Source organism: Pseudomonas sp. 2(2015) (assembly GCF_000955865.1).
GTDB lineage: Bacteria > Pseudomonadota > Gammaproteobacteria > Pseudomonadales > Pseudomonadaceae > Aquipseudomonas.
This window is the reverse complement of sequence record NZ_JYOF01000015.1, coordinates 249,125-273,766: the sequence shown is the minus strand read 5'-3', so window position 1 is coordinate 273,766 and position 24,642 is coordinate 249,125. Positions and strand designations below refer to the sequence as shown.

The 24,642-nt window shown below is 64.0% G+C and carries 15 protein-coding genes; 11 read left to right on the top strand and 4 right to left on the bottom strand.

Annotated features, from left to right (window positions below; genetic code table 11):
- Positions 1–2: 2 nt before the first annotated feature.
- The gene (locus UB48_RS20790) at positions 3–12,965 is read right to left on the bottom strand and encodes a non-ribosomal peptide synthetase (protein WP_045200487.1); all 12,963 of its coding nucleotides are present in this window, start codon (positions 12,963–12,965) and stop codon (positions 3–5) included.
- A gap of 335 nt (positions 12,966–13,300) precedes the next feature.
- Here UB48_RS20790 and UB48_RS20785 point away from each other — a divergent pair, with 335 nt between their 5' ends.
- Complete coding sequence (locus tag UB48_RS20785; protein ID WP_045200486.1) at positions 13,301–13,831, top strand: RNA polymerase factor sigma-70; 531 nt, start codon at positions 13,301–13,303, stop codon at positions 13,829–13,831.
- A 63-nt stretch (positions 13,832–13,894) separates the two neighbouring features.
- Here UB48_RS20785 and UB48_RS20780 read toward each other — a convergent pair whose 3' ends face one another.
- Both UB48_RS20780 and UB48_RS20775 read right to left on the bottom strand, forming a co-directional pair.
- Positions 13,895–14,908, bottom strand: a complete 1,014-nt coding sequence (locus tag UB48_RS20780; protein WP_045200484.1) for a GNAT family N-acetyltransferase — start codon at positions 14,906–14,908, stop codon at positions 13,895–13,897.
- A 62-nt stretch (positions 14,909–14,970) separates the two neighbouring features.
- Positions 14,971–15,732 (bottom strand): ABC transporter substrate-binding protein, encoded by a 762-nt coding sequence (locus UB48_RS20775; RefSeq protein WP_045200574.1) that lies wholly within the window; start codon positions 15,730–15,732, stop codon positions 14,971–14,973.
- A gap of 207 nt (positions 15,733–15,939) precedes the next feature.
- On the opposite strand from UB48_RS20775, the gene UB48_RS20770 reads away from it, so the two are divergent.
- Positions 15,940–16,491, top strand: coding sequence for an exonuclease domain-containing protein (locus tag UB48_RS20770; RefSeq protein ID WP_045200482.1), 552 nt, complete (start codon positions 15,940–15,942; stop codon positions 16,489–16,491).
- Positions 16,492–16,561: 70 nt separating this feature from the next.
- Positions 16,562–16,846, top strand: coding sequence for a pyrimidine/purine nucleoside phosphorylase (locus tag UB48_RS20765; protein ID WP_010225980.1), 285 nt, complete (start codon positions 16,562–16,564; stop codon positions 16,844–16,846).
- A gap of 108 nt (positions 16,847–16,954) precedes the next feature.
- On the opposite strand, the gene UB48_RS20760 is transcribed toward UB48_RS20765, so the two are convergent.
- The gene (locus UB48_RS20760) at positions 16,955–17,644 is read right to left on the bottom strand and encodes an alpha/beta family hydrolase (protein ID WP_045200480.1); all 690 of its coding nucleotides are present in this window, start codon (positions 17,642–17,644) and stop codon (positions 16,955–16,957) included.
- A gap of 49 nt (positions 17,645–17,693) precedes the next feature.
- Here UB48_RS20760 and ccoN (UB48_RS20755) point away from each other — a divergent pair, with 49 nt between their 5' ends.
- The 8 genes from ccoN (UB48_RS20755) to ccoP (UB48_RS20720) all read left to right on the top strand — a co-directional run bounded on the left by ccoN (UB48_RS20755) (position 17,694) and on the right by ccoP (UB48_RS20720) (position 24,601).
- Entirely contained in the window at positions 17,694–19,118 is a 1,425-nt protein-coding gene (gene ccoN / locus UB48_RS20755) for a cytochrome-c oxidase, cbb3-type subunit I (protein ID WP_038996264.1), read from the top strand.
- Between the two features lie 10 nt (positions 19,119–19,128).
- Positions 19,129–19,737: a cytochrome-c oxidase, cbb3-type subunit II gene (gene ccoO / locus UB48_RS20750; RefSeq protein ID WP_038996265.1), complete on the top strand. Its 609-nt coding sequence runs from the start codon at positions 19,129–19,131 to the stop codon at positions 19,735–19,737.
- A 5-nt stretch (positions 19,738–19,742) separates the two neighbouring features.
- Positions 19,743–19,940, top strand: coding sequence for a CcoQ/FixQ family Cbb3-type cytochrome c oxidase assembly chaperone (locus UB48_RS20745; RefSeq protein WP_010225988.1), 198 nt, complete (start codon positions 19,743–19,745; stop codon positions 19,938–19,940).
- On the top strand, positions 19,937–20,884 hold the full coding sequence (gene ccoP / locus UB48_RS20740; protein ID WP_045200477.1) for a cytochrome-c oxidase, cbb3-type subunit III: 948 nt from the start codon (positions 19,937–19,939) through the stop codon (positions 20,882–20,884). Before UB48_RS20745 ends, ccoP (UB48_RS20740) begins: the two co-directional genes overlap by 4 nt.
- A gap of 486 nt (positions 20,885–21,370) precedes the next feature.
- Positions 21,371–22,813, top strand: coding sequence for a cytochrome-c oxidase, cbb3-type subunit I (gene ccoN, locus UB48_RS20735; protein ID WP_038993873.1), 1,443 nt, complete (start codon positions 21,371–21,373; stop codon positions 22,811–22,813).
- On the top strand, positions 22,813–23,421 hold the full coding sequence (ccoO, locus tag UB48_RS20730) for a cytochrome-c oxidase, cbb3-type subunit II (RefSeq protein WP_036994387.1): 609 nt from the start codon (positions 22,813–22,815) through the stop codon (positions 23,419–23,421). Before ccoN (UB48_RS20735) ends, ccoO (UB48_RS20730) begins: the two co-directional genes overlap by 1 nt.
- 5 nt (positions 23,422–23,426) lie before the next feature.
- Positions 23,427–23,624 (top strand): CcoQ/FixQ family Cbb3-type cytochrome c oxidase assembly chaperone, encoded by a 198-nt coding sequence (locus tag UB48_RS20725; RefSeq protein ID WP_010225992.1) that lies wholly within the window; start codon positions 23,427–23,429, stop codon positions 23,622–23,624.
- Complete coding sequence (gene ccoP, locus UB48_RS20720; protein WP_045200473.1) at positions 23,621–24,601, top strand: cytochrome-c oxidase, cbb3-type subunit III; 981 nt, start codon at positions 23,621–23,623, stop codon at positions 24,599–24,601. Before UB48_RS20725 ends, ccoP (UB48_RS20720) begins: the two co-directional genes overlap by 4 nt.
- Positions 24,602–24,642 lie beyond the last annotated feature (41 nt).

Genomic DNA, 24,642 nt, shown 5'->3' with positions numbered 1-24,642 from the left:
CCCTACAGCGCTTCGAGTTCAGCCATCAGGTCACTGAGACGGTCGACCTTGTCATCGCTCAGCTCACTGGCTTTCAGGCTGTCGACATAGGTCGCCAGCTCCTCGACCGTGCTGCACTCGAACATCGCCCGCAGCGGCACGTTCAGTTGCAGCACCTTTTGCACCCGCGAGGCGATCTGGGTGGCCAGCAGCGAATGCCCGCCCAACTCGAAGAAGTTGTCGCGCACCCCGACCCGCTCGGCCTTGAGCACCTCGGCCCAGATCCCGGCCAGGGTGCTCTCCAGTTCGCTGCGCGGCGCCAGGTAGGCCTGGCTGTGCTGGGCGCCGATGTCGATGGCCGGCAAGGCCTTGCGGTCGAGCTTGCCGTTGGCATTGAGCGGCAGTTGCTGGAGCCAGGCCCAGTGCAGCGGCACCATGTACTCCGGCAACTCGGCACGCAGGCGCTGCTTGACTTGCTCCAGCAGCACGCTGGTATCGGCACCCGCAGTGCTGGCCACCAGATAGCCGACCAGGTGCTTGCCATTGACCCCGTCCTGCACGCCGACCGCCGCATCGCGAATCTCGCTTTGCTCATGCAGGCGCGCTTCGATCTCGCCCAGCTCGATGCGGTAGCCGCGGATCTTCACCTGATGGTCGATACGGCCGACGTATTCGAGCACGCCGTCAGGCCGCCGGCGCGCCAGGTCGCCGCTGCGATACAGGCGCTCGCCCGGTGCGCCGAACGGGTGCGGGATGAACGCTTGCGCAGTGCGCAGCGGGTCGCCGACATAGCCCCGGCCGACGCCGGTACCGGCCACACACAACTCACCGACGGCGCCCAGCGGCACCAGTTGCTGATCGTCGCCAATCAGGTACAGGCGGTTGTTGTCGGTCGGCGTACCGATTGGCAGGTAACTGCCACGGGTCGAGGCAGCATCGACGCGGAAGAACGCCACGTCATCGGAACACTCGGCCGGGCCATAGGCATTGACCAGGCCGATGTGCGGGTAGCGCTGCAGCCACTGCCAAGCCAGCTCCGGCGGCATCGCTTCGCCCGTCGGCAGCATCCAGCGCAAGCCATCGAGCTGTTGCTGCTCGCTGGCGAGCATGCCCTGGATCAGCGACGGCACGCTTTCCAGTACGGTAATGCCGGTAGCCTGCACGTGTTCCAGCAACCCTTGCGGGTCGTGGGCAATGGCGTTCGGCACGATGGCTACCTGGGCCCCGAACAGCGGTGCGGCGAGGAACTGCCAGACCGAGATATCGAAACTTTGCGAGGCGGTCTGGGCAATCACATCCTGCTCGTCCAGTTGCAGGTACGGCACCTTGCTCAACTGGTTGTTGAGCATGCCGCGCTGCTCGACCATCACCCCCTTGGGCAGGCCGGTGGAGCCTGAGGTATAGATCACATAGGCAAGGTTGTCCGGCCCGCTGTAGATACCTGGATTAGCATCCGGCCCGGCGGCTGCCTGGACCTGCTCCCAGACCAGCAACTTCGGCCGCCCGGCACAGCTGAGCTCATCAAGCAGAGCACGGCCCTGCTCGGCACAGGCTGCGCTGCACACCAGCACCGGGGTACGACTGAGTTCGATGATCCGCTGCAGGCGTGCACCCGGCAGGCCAGGGTCCAGCGGCAGGTAACCGGCGCCGGCCTTGAAGCTGCCGACGATCATGCCCAGCAGCGGCAGGTTGCGTTCAGCCAGCAGCGCCACTGGCTGATCGATTGCCACGCCGGCGGCCACCAGCGCATGGCCCAGGCGGTTGGCCTGGCGGTTGAGCTCGAAGTAACTCAGCGAGTGTTCCAGGCAGCGCGCGGCAGTGCGTTGCGGATGCGCGGCGACCCGCGCCTCAAACAGCTCGACGTAGCTTTGCTCAAGGCTGTAGGCCTGCTCGCTGCGGTTGCAGTCGTCGAGCAAGAAGCTGCGCTCGGCTTCACCGAGTAATGGCAACTCGCTGACCTCGCCCTGGAAGCCGTCGGCCAGGGCCAGCAGCAGGCGCTTGAATTCGGCCAGCAAGCGCTCGACCGTGGCAGTGTCGAAGTAGCGCTGGTCGAACGACAAATGCAGGCCCAGGTCATCGCCCGGGTAGCAGACCGCGGTCAACGGGAAGTTGGTGTGGGTGCGCCCGGAATCGGAACTGGCGTTGAGGCTTTGTGCGCGATCGAGTACGGCAACCTCCACCGGCGCGTTCTCGAACACGAACAGGCTGTCAAACAGCGGCTGGCCCTTGGGCAGTTCGCTGCATTCCTGGATGCTCACCAGCGGCAGGTACTCGTACTCGCGCAGTTCCATGTTGCGTTCCAGCAGGCCTTGCAGCCACTGGCGCACGCTGCAGCGCTCGCCCGCGGCCGGCAGTTTTACCCGCAGGGCGATACTGTTGATGAACAGCCCGACCGTACGCTGCATCTGCGGCATGCTCACCGGCCGACCCGCCACGGTGACGCCGAAAACCACGTCGCGCTCGCCGCTGTAGCGGCTCAGCACCAGCGCCCAGGCGGCTTGGGCAAAGGTGTTGATGGTCAGCTGATGAGCCTGGGCCAGCTCGCGCAAGCGGGCGCCATCGGTGGCATCGAGGCGCGTGTAGCAATCGCCGACGACCATCCCGGCATTTTCCACCGCATGGTCACGCAGCAATGGCCGGTCGCTGGGCACTGCGGTGCTGCGCTCGAAACCTTCGAGGTTGTTGCGCCACCACTGGCGCGCCTCGTCCAGGTCCTGGTGCTGCAGCCAGCTGATGTAGTCGCGGTAGCGCGGCGGCACCGGCAGTTGCGCCTGACGGCCCTCGCCCAGGGCCAGGTAGATCTCGAAGAAGTCATTCATCAGCAGCGAACGGCACCAGGCATCGATGAGGATGTGGTGGTTGCTCATCATGAACCAGTAGCGGTCCTCGCCCACCCGCACCAGGCGCAGGTGGAACGGCGCCTGCTGAAGCAGGTCGAAACCGGCCTCGCGCTCGTGCTTGTGCAATGCCTGCAGGCGCGCTTCCTGTTCAGCTTCAGGGATACCCGACCAGTCTTGATAGTCGACCGCCGTCGCCCCCGGTTTGTGAATGATCTGTAGCATGGCCTCGCCGGCGTTCCAGCAGAACGAGGCGCGCAAGGCTTCGTGACGGCCAACCACCGCTTGCCAGGCCTGGGCAAAGCGCTGCGGGTCCAGCGCGCTGTTGATCCGGTAGCGGTCCTGCATGTAGTAGATGCCGGTGCCCGGCTCCAGCAGAGTATGCAGCAGCAGGCCCTCCTGCATCGGCGTCAGCGGATAGACGTCGTCGATTTGTGCAGCGGCGACCGGCAAGGCATCGATCTGCTCCTGGCTCAATTGCGCCAGCGGGAAGTCCGATGGCGTGAAGCTGCCAGTGCCCGGCGCCAGGCAATGCTCGATCAGGGCAATCAGTTCGAGCCGGTAGGCTTCGACCAGGGTTTCGATGGTTTCCTGGTCATAGCGCTCACGGCTGAAGGTCCAGCGCAACTGCAACTCACCACCGTACACCTGGCCATCGACGCTCAGCCAGTTGGGCAGCGGCGCCTCCAGCGCATGGGCAAGCCCGACGCTTTCATCCACCGGCTGGTACAGCGCGCCGGCCTGGAACTGCTGGTCGAACTGGCCCAGGTAATTGAAGGTGATCCGCGCCTGGGGCAACGCGGCCATGGCTTCGCGCACCGGCGCATCGGCCAGGTAGCGCAGCACACCGTAGCCCAGGCCCTTGTGCGGCACCGTGCGCAATTGCTCCTTGATGGCCTTGATCGAAGCGCCCTGCCCAGCCGCCTCTTCGACGTTATGCGGGCTCAGGCTCAGCGGATAGGCACTGGTGAACCAGCCGACGCTGCGGGTCAGGTCCATGTCTTCGAACAGGTTCTCCCGACCGTGGCCTTCCAGTTGCACCAACACCGAGCTGTCGCCGCTCCAGCGGCACAGCACGCGAGCCAGGGCGGTCAGCAGCAGGTCGTTGACCTGGGTGTGATAAGCAGCGGGCGCTTCCTGCAGCAATTGCCGGGTATGGGTCGCGTCCAACTGTACGCTGAGGGTCTGCGCCTGCTGGTGCAGGTTCGCCCCCTGCGGGTGATCGCAGGGCAGTTCGCGGCTGGCGCGGCTCAGTTGCGCTTGCCACCAGCGTTGCTCGTCACGCAGCGAGTCGCTGCCGGCATAAGCCAGCAGGCGCGCCGCCCAGTCGCTCATGGCGCGGGTCTTGGCCGCCAGCGGCTGACCGCGGTACAGCGCTTGCAGGTCTTCCAGCAACACCCGCCACGACACACCATCGACCACCAGATGATGGATCGCCAGCAACAGGCCCTGGCGGCCCTCGCCGTCTTCGACCAGCAAGGCGCGCAGCAGCGGCCCGTCTGCCAGGTCGAGGCTGCGCTGGACATCGCTGTACAGCGCCTGGCAGTCGCCCAGGTCGGCTACCGAGGCCTGCCAGAGCAACTCGCGCTGGTCGGCCTGGGCGTATTCACCGTGCCACTGACCACCTGCCTGGGTGAAGCGCAGGCGCAAGGCATCATGCTGCTGCAGCAACTGCTGCAAGGCCTGCTCCAGGGGCTTGCCGTGCACACGCTCGGCGGGTGCCAGCAATACCGCCTGGTTCCAGTGCTGAGGGTGCGGCACATCGCTGTCGAAGAACCAGTGCTGGATCGGCGTCAACGCCGCGCGGCCGCTCAGCGGGCCCTGATCGATCTGGCTGGTTTCGCTGCGGCTGACCACGGTCGCCAGGGTCTGGATGGTCTGGTGCTGGAACAGATCGCGCGGGGTGAAATGCAGCCCGGCCTGACGCCCACGACTGACCACCTGGATCGACAGGATCGAGTCACCGCCCAGTTCGAAGAAGTTGTCCTGCAGGCCGACCTGCTGAACGTTCAGTACCTCGCGCCAGATCGTCGCCAGTTGCTGTTCCAGCTCGCTGCGCGGCGCTTCATATCGTTGGCGGCCCTGCTCCAGGTCCGGCGCCGGCAAGGCGCGGCGGTCGAGCTTGCCATTGCCCATCAGCGGCAGCTGTTCAAGCAGTACCAGGTGAGTCGGCACCATGTAGTCCGGCAGCTGCAGGCGCATCTGCGCCTTCAGTGCATCACGCAGCGCGGCCTGTTCGGTGGCATCCGCCAGGGCCTGGTCGCAGACAAGATAACCCGCCAGTTGTTTGCCCCCGGGCATGTCCAGGGCCAGCACCACGGCTTCGCGCACCGCCGGGTGTTCGAGCAGGCGGGTTTCGATCTCGCCCAGCTCGATACGAAAGCCGCGAATCTTCACCTGATGGTCGATTCGACCGACATACTCCACCAGCCCGTCAGCACCCTGGCGCACCAGGTCGCCGGTGCGGTACAGGCGCCCGCCATTGGCGCTGAACGGATCGGCAACAAAACGCTCGGCGCTCAAGCCCGGGCGCTCGTGGTAACCCTGGGCCAGGCACGTGCCACCGACGTACAGCTCGCCAATGCCGCCTTGCGGCAACAGGGCCAGGTCGGCATCGAGGATGTACGCGGTGCGCGCACCGACCACGCTGCCGATCGGCACGCTAGCGGCGCCGGCTTCCAGTTGCGCGGGGGCCAGGCACGCCAGGGGCATGACCACGGTTTCGGTTGGGCCATAGGCGTTGAAAAACTGCTGCGGGGTAAAGGCCTGGCGAATGCGCTGCAGGTGCTCGCCGGTCAGTGCTTCACCGCCGGTGATCACCAGGCGCACCGGCAGCGCTTCGTTGCGGCTGGCCAGCCATTGCGCCAGCTGGCTGCCGTAACTTGGGGTAAAGCCAAGGATCGATACCTGCTGCTCGCGGATCAGCGTGCAGATTTCTTCCGCGCCCCACTGCCCCTGGGCACGCAGCACTACCCGCGCGCCACAGAGCAGCGGCACCAGCAGGCGCTCACTGGCCGCGTCGAAATTGATCGAATAAAAATGCAGCTCACAGTCGTCGCTGCGCATGCCGAAGCGCTCGATCACCGCCTGGCAGTGCATGGCGATTTCACCATGGCTGACCACCACGCCTTTGGGCTTGCCGGTGGAGCCGGAGGTGTAGATCAGGTAGGCCTGATGGGCCGGCAGGGTCAGCGACGGCAAGGCTTCGCGGCTATACGCGGCGAGGCCGTCACGGTCGTCTTCCAGGCACCAGCGGCCGACCTTGGCCGGCAACTCGCCAAGGGCTTCGAACAGTGCCCGCTGGCCCAGCAACAGGGCGATGCCGCTGTCCTCGATCATGTAGTGCAGGCGCTCCAGCGGGTACTCAGGGTCGAGCGGCACATAGGCGCCGCCGGCCTTGAGGATCGCCAGCAAGCCCACCACCAGTTCCAGCGAACGCTCCAGGGCCAGGCCGACACGCACCTGCGGGCCGACGCCGCGCTCGCGCAGCACCCGGGCCAACTGGTTAGCGCGAGCATCGAGCTCGGCATAGCTCAGGTGCTGACCGGCAAAGGTCAGGGCCAGGGCCTCGGGCTGGCGCGCAGCTTGTTCGCTGAACAGCTGCTCAAGGGTCTGATCCAGCGCCAGGCTGTTGTCACCCTTGAGCGAGTCGCACAACGCCTGTTGCTCGACCGCCGCCAGCAACGGCAACTCGCCCAGGCGCTGCTCGGGATCACCCAGCAGCGCCACCAGCAGGTTCTGCCAGTGGCCGGCCATTTGTGCGATGCGTGGTTCGTCGAACAGGTCGCGGCTGTAAGTCAGGCAGCAACCCAGGCGGCGGTCGAGGTCGGTGACTTCCAGGTTGAGGTCGAACTTGGTCGCGCGGGCGTCGTTGACCAGGTACTCGACCTGCATGCCGGCAAGCTCCCGGCTTTGCTGGAACTCCCAGCGCTGGACGTTGCACATCACCTGGAACAGCGGGTTGTAGGCACTGCTGCGGGGCGGCTGCAGGGCCTCGACCAATTGATCGAAAGGCAGGTCCTGATGGGATTGGCCATCGATCACGGTCTGGCGTACCTGCTCGATCAGTTCGCTAACGCGCATCTGCCCGTCGAGCTGGCAACGCAGCACCTGGGTGTTGAGAAAGGCGCCGATCAGGCCTTCGCTTTCCGGACGAATGCGGTTGGCCACCGGCGCGCCGATGCGCAGGTCGCGCTGGCCGCTGTAGCGGTACAGCAGCGCCGCCAGGGTGGCGGTCATGGTCATGAACAGGGTCAGACCGCGCTCGGCATTGAAGGCACGCACCCGCGCCGCCAGCTCCGGGCTCAGGTCGAAACGATAGAGCTCGCCACGGTGGCTTTGCACCGCCGGACGCGGGCGGTCGGCAGGCAGTTCCAGCACCGGGTGCTCATCGCCCAGCTTGGCCTGCCAGTAGTCGAGCTGGCGCTGACGCTCGCCGCTCTCCAGCCACTGGCGCTGCCATGCGCTGTAGTCCAGGTACTGCACCGGCAAGGGGGGCAGCGGCGATTCGCGCTCGTCGACAAAGGCCTCGTACAGCTCGCCCAGCTCACGGGCAAAGATGTCCATGGCCCAGCCTTCGGTGACAATGTGGTGCAACGTCAGGACGAAATAATGCTCACGCTCGCCGGCCTTGACCAGGCAGGCGCGCAGCAGCGGCCCGCGCTCCAGGTCAAACGGCTGGTGCGCCTGCTCATCGGCAAAGGCCTGCAGGCGTTGCTGGCGGTCCACCACGCCATAACTGGAAAAATCCAGCCAGCTCATCTGCAGGTTGCTGTCTTCGGCCACGCACTGGTACGGCACGCCGTCGATGCTCGGGAAGGTGGTGCGCAGGGTTTCGTGGCGCACGATCAGTGCCTGCAACGCCTGCTCGAAGCGGCTGACATCCAGCACCCCGCTCAGGCGCGCCATGCCGCCGACGTTATAGGCCGGGCTGTCGGGTTCCATCTGCCAGAGGAACCACATACGCTGTTGGGAGTAGGACAGCGGCACCGCCTGGCGACGGTCGATGCGCTGGATTTCGCCCTGCAGGTTGCGCGCGCCACTGTGCTGGATCGCCTCTACCGCGGCGGCAAAGGTACCCAGCTCGCTGGCCTCGAACAGCGTGCGCAGCGGCAACTCGACGTTGCAGGCCTGGCGGGTGCGGGAAATGATCTGGGTGGCCAGCAACGAGTGGCCGCCGAGGGCGAAGAAGTCATCCTGCAGGCCAATCCGCGGGATGCCCAGCACCTCGCGCCAGATCGCGGCGATCTGCTGCTGCAGGGCACTGCCCGGCTCGATGTGTTCACGCGATTGCCATTGCGGCTCGGGCAAGGCCTTGCGCTCGATCTTGCCGCTCGGGCCCAGCGGCATCTGCGCCAGGTGAACCAGTTGCGCCGGGACCATATAGGCAGGCAATTGCTCGGCCAGGGCGGCCAGCATCTGCCCGCTCGCGTCGATACCGCTGTAGTAGCCGACCAGTTGCGGGCCGGCAGGGGTGTCGCGAATCATCACCAGCGCCTGCTCGACGCCGGGCTGCTTAAGCAGGCAAGCCTCGACCTCTTCGGGCTCGAGCCGAAAACCGCGCAGCTTGACCTGCTGATCAAGGCGGCCCAGGTACTCCAGCGCCCCCAGGTCAGCCAGCCAGCGCGCCCGGTCACCACTGCGGTACAGGCGCTGGCCGTCGCCATCGGGCTGCGGCACGAAACGCTCGGCGGTCAGTCCCGCGCGTCCCAGGTAACCCCGGGCCAGACCGACGCCGCCCAGGTACAGTTCACCCGGCACGCCGGGCGAGGTAAGTTCGAGTTCATCGTCGAGCACCCTACACAGTACGTTAGCCAGCGGCCGGCCGATCGGCGAACGCGTACCGTCGGCAGCGCTGCACGGCCAGTGGGTAACGTTGATGGCGGTTTCGGTGGGGCCGTAACGGTTGTGCAGGGCCACCTGCGGCAATACCTGCAGCACCCGCTCACGCAGGCTGGCCGACAGCGCCTCACCGCCAGAGAACAACCGGCGCAGGCTGCTGCACTGTGCCGCCAACGGCTCCTGGACAAACACCTGGAGCAAGGCCGGGACGAAATGCAAGGTGGTCACGCCATGCTCGCGCACCAGCTCGGCGATACGCTGCGGGTCACGGTGCTCGCCGGGGCCGGCCAGCACCAGTTGGCAACCGTTGACCAGCGGCCAGAAGCATTCCCACACCGACACGTCGAAGCTGATCGGCGCCTTCTGCATCAGCACGTCGCTGTCATTGAGTTGATAGCTGTCCTGCATCCACTGCAGGCGCTCGGCAAGTGCCGCGTGGGTATTGCCGACGCCCTTGGGCTGGCCGGTGGAGCCGGAGGTGTAGATCACATAGGCAAGGTTGTCGCCGTGCAGGTGCAGGCCCGGTGGCTGGCACGGCCAGCTGTCGAGCTTGAGGCGGTCCATGGCGATGGCGCTGACATCTGCGGGCAGGCTCAGGCGCTCGAGCACGTCGCTGTGGCTCAGCAGCAGGCTGGCACCACTGTCGGCGAGCATGTAGGCCAGGCGTTCTGCAGGGTAATCGACATCCAGCGGCACATAGCCCCCCCCGGCCTTGAGGATGGCCAGCAGGCCGATCAGCAGTTGCGGCGAACGCTCGGCGGCGATAGCCACGCACACATCCGGGCCAACGCCCTTGTCGCGCAGGTAATGGGCCAGGCGGTTGGCCTGCTGGTGCAGGCTGGCGTAATCGAGGCTGCCGCCCTGCCACACCAGGGCGGTGCGTTCCGGGGTCTGGCGGGCTTGTTCATTGAGCTGCTCAACCAGCCACTGTTGTGCCGGCGCTGCTGGCGCCTGACCCCAGGCGAGCAATTGCTCGCGGCCGTCGGCATCGAGCAGTTGCAGCGCGCCGAGGGCAACTTGCGGTTGCGCGCAGACCTGCTCCAGCAAGGCGACCAGCTGTGTGCTGATACGCGCAACGGTCGCTGCATCGAACAGCTCCACGGCATAGTCGAACGACAGGCTCAGGCGACCCTGATGGTCTTCTTCACTGTGCAACTGCAGGTCGAACTTGGCCTCGCGGCTGTGCCACGGCAGCTCGTCGGCCAGCAGCCCGGGAAGCCGCCGCAGGGCGCCGAGGTCACGCTGCTGGTGGTTGAACATGACCTGGAACAGGCCCTGCTCGCGCGCTTGCGGGAAGGCTTCGAGCAGTTGCTCGAACGGCAGGTCCTGATGCGCCTGGGCCTCCAGGCTGCGCTCGCGCACCTGGGCCAACAGCTGGTTGAACGGCAGGCGTGAGTCAAGCTCGGCGCGCAGCACCTGGGTGTTGATGAAAAAGCCCACCAGGCCCTGGGTTTCAAGGCGCGGGCGGTTGGCGTTGGGCACCCCGACACGGATGTCGGTCTGCCCGCTGTAGCGATGCAGCAGGCTCTGAAAGCCGGCCAGCAAGACCATGAACAGCGTTGCGTCATGATCACGGGCCAGGCTGCGCAAGGCTTCGGCCAGGGTCGGCTGCAGGCGCACGCTCAGGCGCGCGGCGGCGTTGCTTTGGCGGTTGGCGCGCGGGTGGTCGGTAGCCAGGTCCAGCACCGCGTGCTGCTCACCAAGCCGTTCCTTCCAGTACGCCAGTTGCCGGGCACTTTCACCCTCGGCAAGCCACTGGCGCTGCCAACTGCCGTAGTCAGCGTAGCCCAGGCTCAAGGCCGGCAGCCGGGCCTGCTGGCCCTGGCAATGGGCGGCGTACAGGCGCGAGAACTCATCAATGAGGATATTCATCGACCAACCATCGGCGATGATGTGGTGCAGGGTCACCCACAGCTGATGGTCTTCGCTGTCCAGCCGCACCAGGGTCACGCGCAGCAGCGGGCCTTGTTGCAGGTCGAAGGGCTGCATGGCTTCGGCTTCGCGCTGCGCCAATACGTCCTGGCTGCTGGCGGCAGACAGGTCCAGGCGCTGCAGGTTAAACACCTGGCTCGGCAGGATGCGCTGCAAGGCCTGGCCGTCTTCCTCGGCAAACACCGTGCGCAAGGCTTCGTGCCGCGCGACCAGGGCCTGGAAGCTGGCCTGCAGCGCCGCTTCGTCCAGCTCGCCGCGCAGGCGCAGGGCGCCGGGAATGTTGTACGCCGCACTGTGCGGCTGCAGTTGCCAGGTCAGCCACAGGCGGTTTTGTGCCAGTGACTGCGGCAGCGCCTGGGCGCGGTCGAGACGGCTGATGGCGCCACGGGCGACACCGCCGTCGTGTTGCAACGCCTCCACTGCCGCGCTGAAGCCGGCCAGGGTCGGCGCCTCGAACAGCACCCGCACACCCAGTTCAATGCCCAACTCATCGGCCAGGTGCGCGCAGGCCTGAGTGGCGGCGATGGAGTTGCCGCCAAGCAGGAAGAAGTGATCGTCTGCGGCGATCTGCTCAAGGCCCAGCAATTGGCCCCACAGGAGGGCAACCCGGGCTTGCATACTGGTCGCCGCAACCGCCTGATCAGCCACCGCTGCTGCTTGCGGGTCGGGGAAACGCGCGTAGCAATCGAGGCTGCCATCGTCCATGCGCAAGCGGCAGGCCGAGCGCTGCAGCTTGCCGCTGGAGGTCTTCGGCAAGGCGCCAGGGTTGAGCAGCAGGACCACCGCCGGCGCCTGCTGGCAGGCATCGGCGATCACCTGGCGCAGGGTCTTGATCAGGCTCCCAGGGGTGATGATTTTCTGTACGTTGCGGCTGACCTCGACGGCCACGCCGATGCCCTCCTCGCCGCAGTCATCGACCGCGAACACCGCCACCCGGCCTTTGCGCAGCACCTCGACTTCACGCTCCAGGGTCTTTTCCAGGTCCTGCGGGTAGAGGTTGTGGCCGCGTACGATCAGCAAGTCCTTGAGCCGACCGGTGACGAACAGCTCGCCATCACGCAAGAAGCCCAGGTCGCCGGTGCGCAACCAGGTCCGCCCGCCCTGCTCGACAAAGGTGCGCGCCGAGGCTTCGGGGTTGCGCCAGTAGCCCTTGGCGATGCTCGGGCCAGTGGCCCAGATTTCACCGACCTGGTTGTCGGCCAGCGGTGCCAGCGCGAGTGGCTCGACGATCTGCACCGCATGCAGCGGCTGGCTGCGCCCGCAACTCATCTGCACCATGCCCCGGCCCGCTTCGGCGCTGTTGCGCGCCAGCGCCTGGCGATCAAGCTCCAGTGCGCCAATACCTTGGCCGCGGGTGCTGCCGCTGACGAACAGCGTGGCTTCGGCCAGGCCGTAGCTGGCAAAAAAATTCTCCGGCACAAAGCCGCAAGCGGCGAACTTGTCGGCGAAGGCCTGCAGGCTGTCCTGGCGGATCGGCTCGGAGCCGGAATAGGCCACCCGCCATTTACTCAGGTCGAGGCTGGCCATTGCCGCGGCGCTGACCCGTTCGCTGCACAAGCGATAGGCAAAGTCCGGCCCGCCGCTGATGGTGCCGCCGTGGTCGCTGATCGCCTGCAGCCAGCGCTGCGGCCGGGCGAGAAAATACGCCGGGGCCATCAATACGCAGGGCACGCCACTGAAGATCGGTTGCAGCAGGCCGCCGATCAGGCCCATGTCGTGGTACAGCGGCAGCCAGCTGACGATCACGTCATCGGGGTTCACATCGATGCCGAAGCCCTCGCGGATCAGCACTTCGTTGGCTACCAGGTTGCCATGGCTGACCTGCACGCCCTTGGGCAATGCGGTGGAGCCGGAGGTGTACTGCAAAAAGGCGATGTCGTCGCCCTGCAGGGGCGGCGCCTGCCAGCCTGCGGCCAGTTCAGCGGCCAGGCTGTCGACTGCCAGCAGTTGTGGCGCGCCGGGCCCGGCCAACACTTCGAGAGCCTGCAGGCTGTCGTGCAGGGCGCTGGTGGTCAGCAGCAGGCGCGGCTCGGCATCGTCGATGATCGACAGCAGGCGCTCCTGGTGGTGACGGCGCGATGACTCTGGCGGATAGGCCGGTACGGCGATCACCCCGGCATACAGGCAAGCAAAGAACGCTGCGACGTAATCCGGGCCACTGGGGAACAGCAGGATGGCGCGGTCCCCCACCTCGGTACGTGCCTGCAAAGCCGCGGCGATGGTCCGCGCCCGCTGATCGAGGTCGTGATAGGAAAGCACGGCTTGATCACGCGGGTCTTCGGCCAGAAAGCGCAAGGCAACCCGGTCGGGTGTGCGCGCAGCACGTTGAACCAGCGCCTGGACCAGCGTAACCGGGAGTTCGAAGGCGTCCGTCATGAGGGGTTCCTGCCAGAGTCTGTACGTGAAATCAGGTCTCGGCCAGCGCAGGGCGGGCACACTGGCACCGCGTTGCGCCTTGCCGGAGCCGAGGATGTACAGAGAGGAACGGATGGCCGGAGGAAATAATTAAGACGTGCGCAGCCGGTCGGGCCGGGTGAAAAAATCTGGAGTTTGAAGCCGGTCACAAAGTAAAAGCTTAGAACCAAAAAGCATAGAGACTTATTAACTTTCGCATTTGACAATAATTATCATTACGAATAGTTTGTCGCACGTCGTAGGAAGCCTCCGAAACTGGAGCGCTCCACTTCCCTCTTAGAGATAAGGTGATTTCCATGGCGGAACAACTATCCACAAGTAAGTGCGATTCACCGTTACTCCAGGCGTTTGTCGACAACCGCAGCATCCTCGTGAAGATTGCCGCGCGCATTACCGGCTGTCGCTCCCGGGCCGAAGACGTGGTCCAGGATGCCTTCTTCCGGCTCAGCGCAGCGCCGCAGATCACCTCCTCGTTCAAGGCCCAGCTCAGCTACCTGTTCCAGATCGTGCGCAACCTGGCCATCGACCACTACCGCAAGCAGGCCATGGAGCTCAAATACTCCGGCAGCGAAGAGGAAGGCCTGAACGTCGTTATCCAGGGGGCTTCGCCAGAAGCCACGCATATCAACTTCGCCACCCTGGAACACATTGCCGAGGCGCTCAACGACCTGCCCCAGCGCACCCGCTACGCCTTCGAAATGTACCGCCTGCACGGCGTGCCACAAAAAGACATCGCCAAGGAACTGGGCGTCTCGCCGACCCTGGTCAACTTCATGATTCGCGATGCCCTGGTACATTGTCGGAAAGTCTCAAGCCAGAGGGTTTGAGAGCGACAAGCTGCAAGCTTCAGGCGGCAAGTGGGTAGTGATGCCGCTTGCCGCGCTTGAGGGTCAAAGCAACCTGCAACCTTCGAAGAACCGCTCCCGCCCCAGAATCATCAATGCCGCACGCTTGTGCGGAAAGTCGAACTCCTTCTCGCAATGAAAACACTGCTCGTGCATGTAGCCGATCATCTTGCCGTTGTCGGCACGTGGCTCGGCCACTACTCGCTGGGTGCGCGGATCGTCCAGGAACAGGTAGTGGACCAGCGCTGACAACCAGCTGGCGACCTTGTGCGGGCCACGATGCTGCTCCTCCCCCACCAGCATGTGGATGCCGCGATCGTAGTCGTCCACCGCATAGAATGGCGCGATGCGGTCTTCCTTGGCCCAGTAGGCTTCGAAGTAGGCGAACGGCTGGTCGTCGAAGCTACCGATCAGGGTCAGGCTGTGCGGATCGGCTTCGAGCTTGCTCAGGTAGTCACGGTGCTGTTCGAGGCTGCCGCCCTCCTGCCAGAAGTTGAGCACCCGCGGGTTGTTCTGCCAGCGGTTGAAACGCTCCAGGTCCTGATCGATTTCCAGGGTACGTAACGAGATCCAGGCGCCGAGCCGGGCATCGAAGCGCCGATACACTTCGCCACGCGGTTTTGGTGCGCGGCGGGGATGGCGCTTGCCGTCACTGAGCTGCATCTGCTGCGGGTACACGCCTGCGAAGGGCTGGCCGAGCCAGGGTTGTGGCAATTGCCAGAACAGGCTGCGTTCGCACAGGTACTGGCCCGGGCTCGGTGTGCTGACCAGCAAGCCGCTGTTCAGGGCGTCCTGCGGCGCTTCATGCAGCTGCCAGGTCAGGCGCTGACAACCAGGGTCGCGTGCAAACAACCAGTAACAGACAGCCCACAGGGCTTGCTGCGCGCGGTCGCGCGCGTAGTCTTCAAGCTGCACCTGCAAGGTCTCGCCCCGCTGCAGGCGCACCCGCACCAACGGGCTGCCTTCAAGTACCAGGCTCAGGTGGCAATCACCTTCATCGGCGCTGAGGCTGCGCCAGCGCGGCAAGGACAAAGTCGGCGAAGCGGAATCGAATGGCATGATCGAGGCTCACGGAAGGAATGATCGGCTCACCCTTGTGAACGTAGCCTGTGCAGGCAAATTTAGTCGCCCTTGGGCGTGCTGACGCTGATGCGATAGGGCTGGAAGATTTTCAGCATCGCGCCGTTGTCGCGCAGCGACTGCAACAACCTGGCAAACGCCGGCGCGCTGATCGGCGCACCCGGACGCAGCAGTGCGTAGTGATGGTAGACCTGGTCGACCCGGTCGGAGGCCAATAGCTGGTCGGCGCTTTGCGGGTTACGTACGAGAAAATCGCTCAGGTAAGAACGGGTCACCAGGGCGATATCGGCGCGGCCACGCTGAACCATCAGCAGGTTGCTGTCATGGGAATAGGTCAGGGTCGCGTTGTAGGTGTCGGCCAGGTACTTGGGGTCGGGATTGAAACTGGCGAAGGCGTAGTGATAGCCGCTGTACAACGCCAGGCGCTTGCCCTTGAGGTCGTTGAAGTAATGCTGATCGCGGCCGGACTGGCGATGGGTGACGAAGACTTCGGCGTCTTCCAGGCCCATGTCGACACTTTCATGGGGGATCTGCTGCCAGCCCCATTCAGGGTTTTCGAAGATCGCCATGTCGGTGCGCCCCTGCTGGAAGTCGCCAAAACGACGCGGGATCGAGGTCGGCACAAGGACGAAGCGATAACGTTGCTGGGTGTTGTTGAGCGCCTCGATCAATTGCGGCAACAGGCCGGTATCGGCGCCCTGCTCGGGCCGTACGGTATAGGGTGGAAAATGCGCTGCGCCGACCTTGACCTCGATTTCCTCTGCTGCCCAGGCTGAGGGCGACAGCCAGGTCGCGGCAAGCATGAACAGCAAGGGCACGGCCTGTGGCATGGGCGTCGAACTCAAAGCAACACACTCTTTGCGGATTTGAACCGGAATCCGCCTAAGCTAGGCGTTTTCCGGGCGTTGCACAACTGTCGGTTATGCCAAGCGCAGCAGGCAAAACGCCAGGGGATACCCGCCGCGCCCGAGTTTGGCTACGCTCTATCGAGTCTTGTATGGGAGCCTACTATGGGCCATTGGCTGGTGATCGACCTTGAAGCAACCACAGACGATGGCGGCTGGCCGGTCACGGATATGGAAATCATCGAAATCGGCGCGACCCTGGTGGATCGCCAGGGCCGTGAAGTCGGGCATTTCCAGCGTTTCGTGCGCCCGCGCCGGCGTCCGCAACTGACGCCGTTCTGCCGTGAACTGACGCACATCAGCCAGGCCAACGTCGACACTGCGGCCACCTTCACCGAGGTCTGGGCGCAGTTCGAGCGCTGGCTCGGCCATCATGCCAAGCACCTGGAGGGCTGGGTCAGCTGGGGCGATTACGACCGCAAGCAACTGCTGCAGGAGTGGCAGCAGTACCAGCTCGCCAGCCTGCTGCAGACCCTGCCGCACATCAACCTCAAGCAACGCTTCGCCAAGGCCCGCCAGCTGCAGCGCCCGCTGGGCCTCAATGGCGCGTTGCAACTGGCCGGCCTGCAGTTCAGCGGACAGCAGCACCGCGCCCTGGAAGACGCGCGCAACACTGCCCGCCTGCTGCCCCTGACCCTGCCGGCCAATGGCACCTGAAAGCGGATGACGACGCTGCGGGCCTTGGGCATACTGGCCTGCCTTTTTAGCCCCTGTTCAGGAGTCGCCCATGTTTAAAGTCAACGAGTACTTTGATGGCACGGTCAAGTCGATCGCCTTCGGCACCGCTGAAGGTCCGGCCACGGTTGGCGTAATGGCCCCGGGCGAATACGAGTTCGGCACTGCCCAGCGCGAAATCATGCACGTGGTCTCGGGTGCGTTGACGGTCAAACTGCCAGACAGCGACAACTGGGAAACGTTCAGCGCCGGCAGCCAGTTCAATGTCCCGGCCAACAGCAAGTTCCAGCTCAAGGTGGCGGTTGATACGGCTTACCTGTGCGAGTATCGCGGTTAAGCCTGAATCAGGCGCCGACCCCATCGCTGGCAAGCCAGCTCCCACAAGTTGTTCACTGCGACCCTTGTGGGAGCTGGCTTGCCAGCGATGGGCTGCGCAGCAGCCCCGTCACTTCAGAAACGCGACAATCCTGTCCGCCGCCGTCGCCAGATGATCGGCATGGCTGAACCCCGAAGCCTTCAGCGGCTTCAGGTCATGATCCCCCGCCTGCAGCCAGCACAGCTCGATCGCTGACGACAGCGCATAACCTTCCACCGTCTGCCGGTTGCCCAGGGCATCGCGCTCGCCCTGAACAATCAGGGTCGGTGTCTGCAATCCGGCCAAATGCGCCACCCGTGGTTTTTCCGGCTTGCCCGCGGCATAGAACGGATAGCCCAGGCACACCAGCGCATCAGCGCCCAACTCATCGGCCACGAGACTGGCCATGCGCCCGCCCATGGACTTGCCACCGATCGCCAGCGTCCCAGTGACCAATGGTCGCACCTGGCTGTACACCTCACGCCAGCATTCGAGCAGTTTGGCCTGGGGATTTGGCGGCCTTTTGCCACCATCGATGCGTCGCTGGGCCATGTAGGGGAACTCGAAGCGCAGCACCCCCAGGCCTTGCTCCGCCAGCCTTTGCGCGATTTCCTCCATGAACCCGCTGTCCATCGGCGCACCCGCGCCATGGGCCAGGATCAGGCACCCCAAATGCTGGCCATCCCCCTGATTTTGCGGGGCATTCCACAGCCAGCCGCGGCTTTTGACCAGCCGCGCCCATTGATCCCCGTCAATACCGGCCAGTTGCCCATTACTCATGCTTGCCTCGCTGTTTAGTCTGCCTATAACCGTGGATGGGAACCCATACATGAACACAACCAGCAGTACCGCCTACAACTACAAGGTGGTCCGCCAATTCGCCATTATGACGGTGGTGTGGGGAATCGTCGGGATGGGGCTCGGCGTTTTTCTCGCCGCGCAACTCGTCTGGCCTTCGCTCAACTTCGACCTCCCCTGGACCAGCTTCGGCCGCCTGCGACCCTTGCACACCAACGCGGTGATCTTCGCCTTCGGTGGTTGCGCACTGTTCGCCGCTTCCTACTATTCGGTCCAGCGTACCTGCCAGACCACCCTGTTCTCGCCACGCCTGGCGGCTTTCACCTTCTGGGCCTGGCAATTGGTGATCCTGCTGGCTGCCATCAGCCTGCCGCTGGGTTATACCAGCTCCAAGGAGTACGCCGAACTGGAATGGCCGATCGACATCCTGATCACCATTGTCTGGGTGGCCTACGCCGTGGTGTTCTTCGGCACCCTGATGAAGCGCACCACCAAGCACATTTATGTGGGTAACTGGTTCTTCGGTGCGTTCATCATCACCGTGGCAATTCTGCACATCGTCAACAACCTGGAAATTCCGGTCAGCCTGACCAAGTCCTACTCGCTGTACGGTGGCGCCACCGACGCCATGGTCCAGTGGTGGTACGGCCACAACGCCGTAGGCTTCTTCCTGACCGCAGGCTTCCTGGGCATGATGTATTACTTCGTGCCGAAACAGGCCGAGCGTCCGGTGTATTCCTATCGCCTGTCGATCGTGCACTTCTGGGCGCTGATCACCCTGTACATCTGGGCAGGTCCCCACCACCTGCACTACACCGCCCTGCCCGACTGGGCGCAGTCGCTGGGCATGATCATGTCGCTGATCCTCCTGGCGCCAAGCTGGGGCGGCATGATCAACGGCATGATGACCCTCTCGGGTGCCTGGCATAAGCTGCGCAGCGACCCGATCCTGCGTTTCCTCGTGGTATCGCTGGCGTTCTACGGCATGTCGACCTTCGAAGGCCCGATGATGGCGATCAAGACCGTCAACGCCCTGTCGCACTACACCGACTGGACCATCGGCCACGTACACGCCGGCGCCCTTGGCTGGGTTGCGATGATCTCGATCGGCGCCCTGTACCACATGATCCCGAAAGTGTTTGGCCGCGAGCAGATGTACAGCCTCGGCCTGATCAACGCGCACTTCTGGCTGGCGACCATCGGCACCGTGCTCTACATCGCCTCGATGTGGGTCAACGGCATCGCCCAGGGCCTGATGTGGCGCGCAGTCAACGAAGACGGCACGCTGACCTACTCCTTCGTCGAAACCCTGGTGGCCAGCCACCCAGGCTTCATCGTGCGCTTCGTCGGCGGGGCGATCTTCCTCACCGGCATGTTGCTGATGGCCTACAACACCTGGCGCACCGTACGTGCCCCGGTGGCCGCGACCGCCCCTGCCGCTGCGCAGCTGGCCTGAGGAGACCCTGATGAAACACGAAGTAATCGAGAAGAACGTCTTCCTGCTGGTGCTGTTGATGGTGTTTGCCGTCAGCATCGGCGGCCTGACCCAGATCGTTCCGCTGTTCTTCCAGGACGTCACCAACAAGCCGGTGGAAGGCATGAAGCCTTACACCGCGCTGCAACTGGAAGGCCGCGACATCTACATCCGTGAAGGCTGCGTGCAGTGCCACTCGCAGATGATCCGTCCGTTCCGCGCCGAAACCGAACGCTACGGCCACTACTCGGTCGCCGGTGAAAGCGTCTGGGACCACCCGTTCCTCTGGGGTTCCAAGCGCACCGGCCCGGACCTGGCCCGCGTCGGTGGCCGCTACTCCGACGACTGGCACCGTGCGCACCTGTACAACCCGCGCAACGTCGTGCCCGAGTCGAAGATGCCGGCCTACCCATGGCTGGTCGCCAACCCGGTCGACAGCAGCCACACCGAGACCAAGTTGAGCACCATGCGCACCCTCGGCGTGCCGTACACCGACGCCGACATCAGCGGCGCGGTGGAGTCGCTCAAGGGCAAGACCGAAATGGACGCACTGGTTGCCTACCTGCAGGTGCTCGGCACCGCGATCAAGAACAAGAGGTAAGGGCCATGGACTTCACACTGGATATCGGCCAATTGCGCGGCCTGGGCACCCTGCTGGTGGCCATCGCCTTCATTGGCCTGTCGCTGTGGGTGTTCAACGGCCGGCGTGACCGTGAATTCGCCGAAGCCAGCCTGCTGCCGTTTGCCGACGACCGCCTGGCACCTGCCGCCAACGAACCCGAACCGAGGAGTAACGGGCAATGACCACCTTCTGGAGTACGTACATCTGCGTACTGACCATCGGTAGCCTGATCGGCCTGACCTGGCTGCTGCTGGGCACCCGCAAGGGCGAAACCAAAGGCACCACCGACCAGACCATGGGCCACAGCTTCGACGGCATCGAGGAGTACGACAACCCGCTGCCCAAGTGGTGGTTCTGGCTGTTCGTCGCCACCCTGGTGTTTTCGGTCGGCTACCTGATCCTCTATCCAGGCCTGGGCAACTGGAAAGGCATCCTGCCGGGCTATGAGGACGGCTGGACGCAGACCAACGAATGGCAAAAGGAAATGAACAAGGCCGACGCCAAGTTCGGACCGATCTTCGCCAAGTTCGCCGCCATGCCGGTGGAAGAAGTGGCCAAGGATCCGCAGGCGCTGAAAATGGGCGGCCGTCTGTTCGCCTCCAACTGCGCTGTTTGCCACGGTTCCGACGCCAAGGGTGCCTACGGCTTCCCTAACCTCACCGACAAGGACTGGCGCTGGGGTGGCGAGCCGGAAACCATCAAGGCCTCCATCATGGGCGGCCGTCACGGGGTAATGCCGGCCTGGGCCGACGTGATTGGCGAACAAGGCGTTGCCGACGTTGCCGCCTTCGTGCTGACCAACCTCGATGGCCGCAGCCTGCCGCAGGAAGCCAAGGCGGATCCGGCCAACGGCGAGAAGCTGTTTGCCGCCAACTGCGTGGCCTGCCACGGTCCACAAGGCAAAGGCACCCCGGCCATGGGCGCACCGGACCTGACCCACCCGACCGCGTTCATCTACGGCTCAAGCTTCGCCCAACTGCAGCAGACCATCCGCTACGGCCGCCAGGGCCAGATGCCTGCCCAGGAAGCGATCCAGGGCAACGACAAGGTCCACTTGCTGGCCGCCTATGTCTACAGCCTGTCCCAGGAGCAACCTGCACAAGGCGAAAGCCTGTCTGCCAAGTAAAACGATTGAGTAACTGAGCCTTGACTCAAACCGCCGCATCGGCACCCGATGCGGCGGTTCCCTTCGCCCTTGCGACCAAGTGTCGCACCCCGCCCTGCCCCCGCCTTGCACCCCCCTCGATCACAACTAAGCTTGTTGCCACAGCGACTGAAACAGCCGGTGTGTTTGCACCTTTTTGGGGCATTTTTCGCCAGCGGTTCTGCGCAAAGGCTGATGGGGCCGACTCAAGCGCCGATCGGCGAGTGATGAACGGTACTGCGCACGCGCTCATCGAAAGCCTTTGCCATAGACGAAAAATCAAATTTTGGTACACATATCAGATAATTAATTGTGTACAATTTGCCCACCACAAAGGCTCGAAACCGCCGTGGAACAGGCTTTGGCAAGGATCGGCGCGGGCGCCATCGCGTTGCAATAACCACACGGTTTATACATACTTGCGCCGATTTTTACCCTATAAAAACACCCAAACCGTGGAACCTTAGAATGAGCACAGCAATCAGTCCGACTGCTTATAACTATAAGGTCGTCCGCCAGTTCGCCATCATGACGGTGGTCTGGGGGATCCTTGGCATGGGGCTTGGTGTCTTCATCGCCTCGCAACTGGTCTGGCCCCAGCTGAACCTGGACCTGCCGTGGACGAGCTTCGGACGCCTTCGCCCATTGCACACCAACCTGGTGATCTTCGCCTTCGGTGGTTGTGCACTGTTTGCCACTTCCTACTATGTCGTGCAGCGAACCTGCCAGACGCGACTGATTTCCGACAGCCTCGCGGCCTTCACCTTCTGGGGTTGGCAAGCGGTCATCGTCGGTGCGCTCATTACCTTGCCGCTGGGCTACACCACGACCAAGGAATACGCCGAGCTGGAATGGCCGATCGCCATTTTGCTGGCCATTGTCTGGGTCACCTACGGCGTGGTGTTCTTCGGCACCATCGTCAAGCGCAAGACCAAGCACATCTATGTCGGTAACTGGTTCTACGGCGCCTTCATCGTGGTTACCGCGATGCTGCACATCGTCAACCACGCCTCGTTGCCGGTCAGCCTGTTCAAGTCCTACTCGGCGTACTCGGGTGCTACCGATGCGATGATCCAGTGGTGGTACGGCCACAACGCCGTAGGTTTCTTCCTGACCACGGGCTTTCTCGGCATGATGTACTACTTCGTGCCGAAACAGGCCGAGCGCCCGATCTACTCCTATCGCCTGTCGATCGTGCACTTCTGGGCGCTGATCACCCTGTACATCTGGGCAGGTCCCCACCACCTGCACTACACCGCCCTGCCGGACTGGGCGCAGTCGCTGGGCATGGCCATGTCGATCATCCTCCTGGCGCCAAGCTGGGGCGGCATGATCAACGGCATGATGACCCTCTCGGGCGCCTGGCATAAGCTGCGTACCGACCCGATCCTGCGCTTCCTCGTGGTTTCGCTGGCGTTCTACGGCATGTCGACCTTCGAAGGTCCGATGATGGCGATCAAGACCGTCAACTCGCTGTCGCACTACACCGACTGGACCGTCGGCCACGTACACGCCGGTGCCCTTGGCTGGGTAGCGATGATTTCGATCGGCGCCCTGTACCACATGATTCCGAAGGTCTACGGCCGCGAGCAGATGCACAGCACCGGCCTGATCAACGCGCACTTCTGGCTGGCGACCATCGGTACCGTGCTGTACATCTCCTCGATGTGGGTCAACGGCATCACCCAGGGCCTGATGTGGCGTGCAATCAACGACGACGGCACCCTCACCTACTCCTTCGTCGAAGCCCTGCAGGCCAGCCACCCGGGCTTTATCGTCCGCGCCCTGGGCGGTGCGTTCTTCGCCTCCGGCATGCTGCTGATGGCGTACAACGTTTTCCGTACCGTACGCGCCTCGAAGCCGGCCGAAGCTGAAGCCGCCGCTCAGATCGCTGTAGTTGGAGCTCACTGATGAAGCATGAAGTAGTCGAGAAGAATATCGGCCTGCTGGCCTTCTTCATGGTCATCGCCGTGAGCATCGGCGGCCTGACCCAGATCGTCCCTCTGTTCTTCCAGGACGTCACCAACAAGCCGGTCGAGGGTATGAAGCCGCGTACCGCGCTTGAGCTCGAAGGCCGCGACATCTATATCCGCGAAGGCTGCGTGCAGTGCCACTCGCAGATGATCCGGCCGTTCCGTGCCGAAACCGAACGCTATGGCCACTACTCGGTCGCCGGTGAAAGCGTCTGGGACCACCCATTCCTCTGGGGTTCCAAGCGTACCGGCCCGGACCTGGCCCGCGTCGGCGGTCGTTACTCCGACGACTGGCACCGTGCTCACCTGTACAACCCGCGCAACGTCGTGCCCGAGTCGAAGATGCCGGCCTACCCATGGTTGGTGGAGAACAAGCTCGATGGCAAGGACACGGTGAAGAAGATGGAAGTCCTGCGCACCCTCGGCACGCCGTACACCGATGAAGACATCGCCGGTGCCCGCGACGCGGTCAAGGGCAAGACCGAAATGGACGCCCTGGTTGCCTACCTGCAAGGCCTGGGCACCATCATCAAAAGCAAACGGTGACATTGATGGATATCGGGATGATTCGTGGCCTGGGCACCGTCGTGGTGATGGTGGCCTTTATCGGCCTGGCGTTGTGGGTGTTCAGTTCTCGGCGCAAGTCCGAGTTCGACGAAGCGACCATGCTGCCCTTCGCGGATGATCCCGAAGCCAGCAAGCACGTCGAGCAAGCGCAAGCGAAAGCGTCTAGGAGTAACAACGAATGACTACCTTCTGGAGTCTGTACGTCACCGTTTTGAGTCTGGGCACCATCTTCGCCCTGACCTGGCTGCTGCTGTCCACCCGCAAGGGCCAGCGCAGCGAAACCACTGAAGAAACCGTGGGCCACGCCTACGACGGCATCGAGGAGTACGACAACCCGCTGCCAAAATGGTGGTTCATGCTGTTCGTCGGCACCATCGTTTTCGCCCTCGGCTACTTGGTGCTGTACCCGGGCCTGGGTAACTGGAAAGGCATCCTGCCGGGCTACCAGTACCTGGACAACGACAAGAAAACCGAGTTTGCCAACGGCCAGGCCGGCTGGACCGGCGTGCACGAGTGGGAAAAGGAAATGGCCCGCTCGGACGCCAAGTTCGGGCCGATCTTCGCCAAATTCGCGTCGATGCCTATTGAAGAAGTGGCCAAGGACCCACAAGCGCTGAAGATGGGCGGGCGCCTGTTCGCCTCCAACTGCGCGGTGTGCCATGGCTCCGACGCCAAGGGCTCCTACGGCTTCCCCAACCTCACCGACAACGACTGGCGTTGGGGCGGCGAACCGGAAACCATCAAGGCCACCATCATGGGCGGTCGTCACGGGGTGATGCCGGCCTGGGCCGAAGTCATCGGCGAACAAGGTGTTGCCGACGTTGCTGCCTACGTGCTGACCAACCTCGATGGCCGCACCCTGCCCAAGGATGCCAAGGCGGATCCGGCCAACGGCCAGAAGCTGTTTGCCGCCAACTGCGTGGCCTGCCACGGCCCTGAAGGCAAGGGCACCCCGGCCATGGGCGCGCCCAACCTGACCCACCCGACCGCGTTCATCTACGGTTCGAGCTTCGCCCAACTGCAGCAGACCATCCGTTACGGCCGCCAGGGCCAGATGCCTGCCCAGGAAGCAATCCAGGGCAACGACAAGGTCCACCTGCTGGCCGCCTATGTCTACAGCCTGTCGCACCAGCCTGAGAAAACCGCTGAAGCGCAGTAATTCGCCCAGCTGGCAAAAGCCCCGTCAGTGAAACTGCCGGG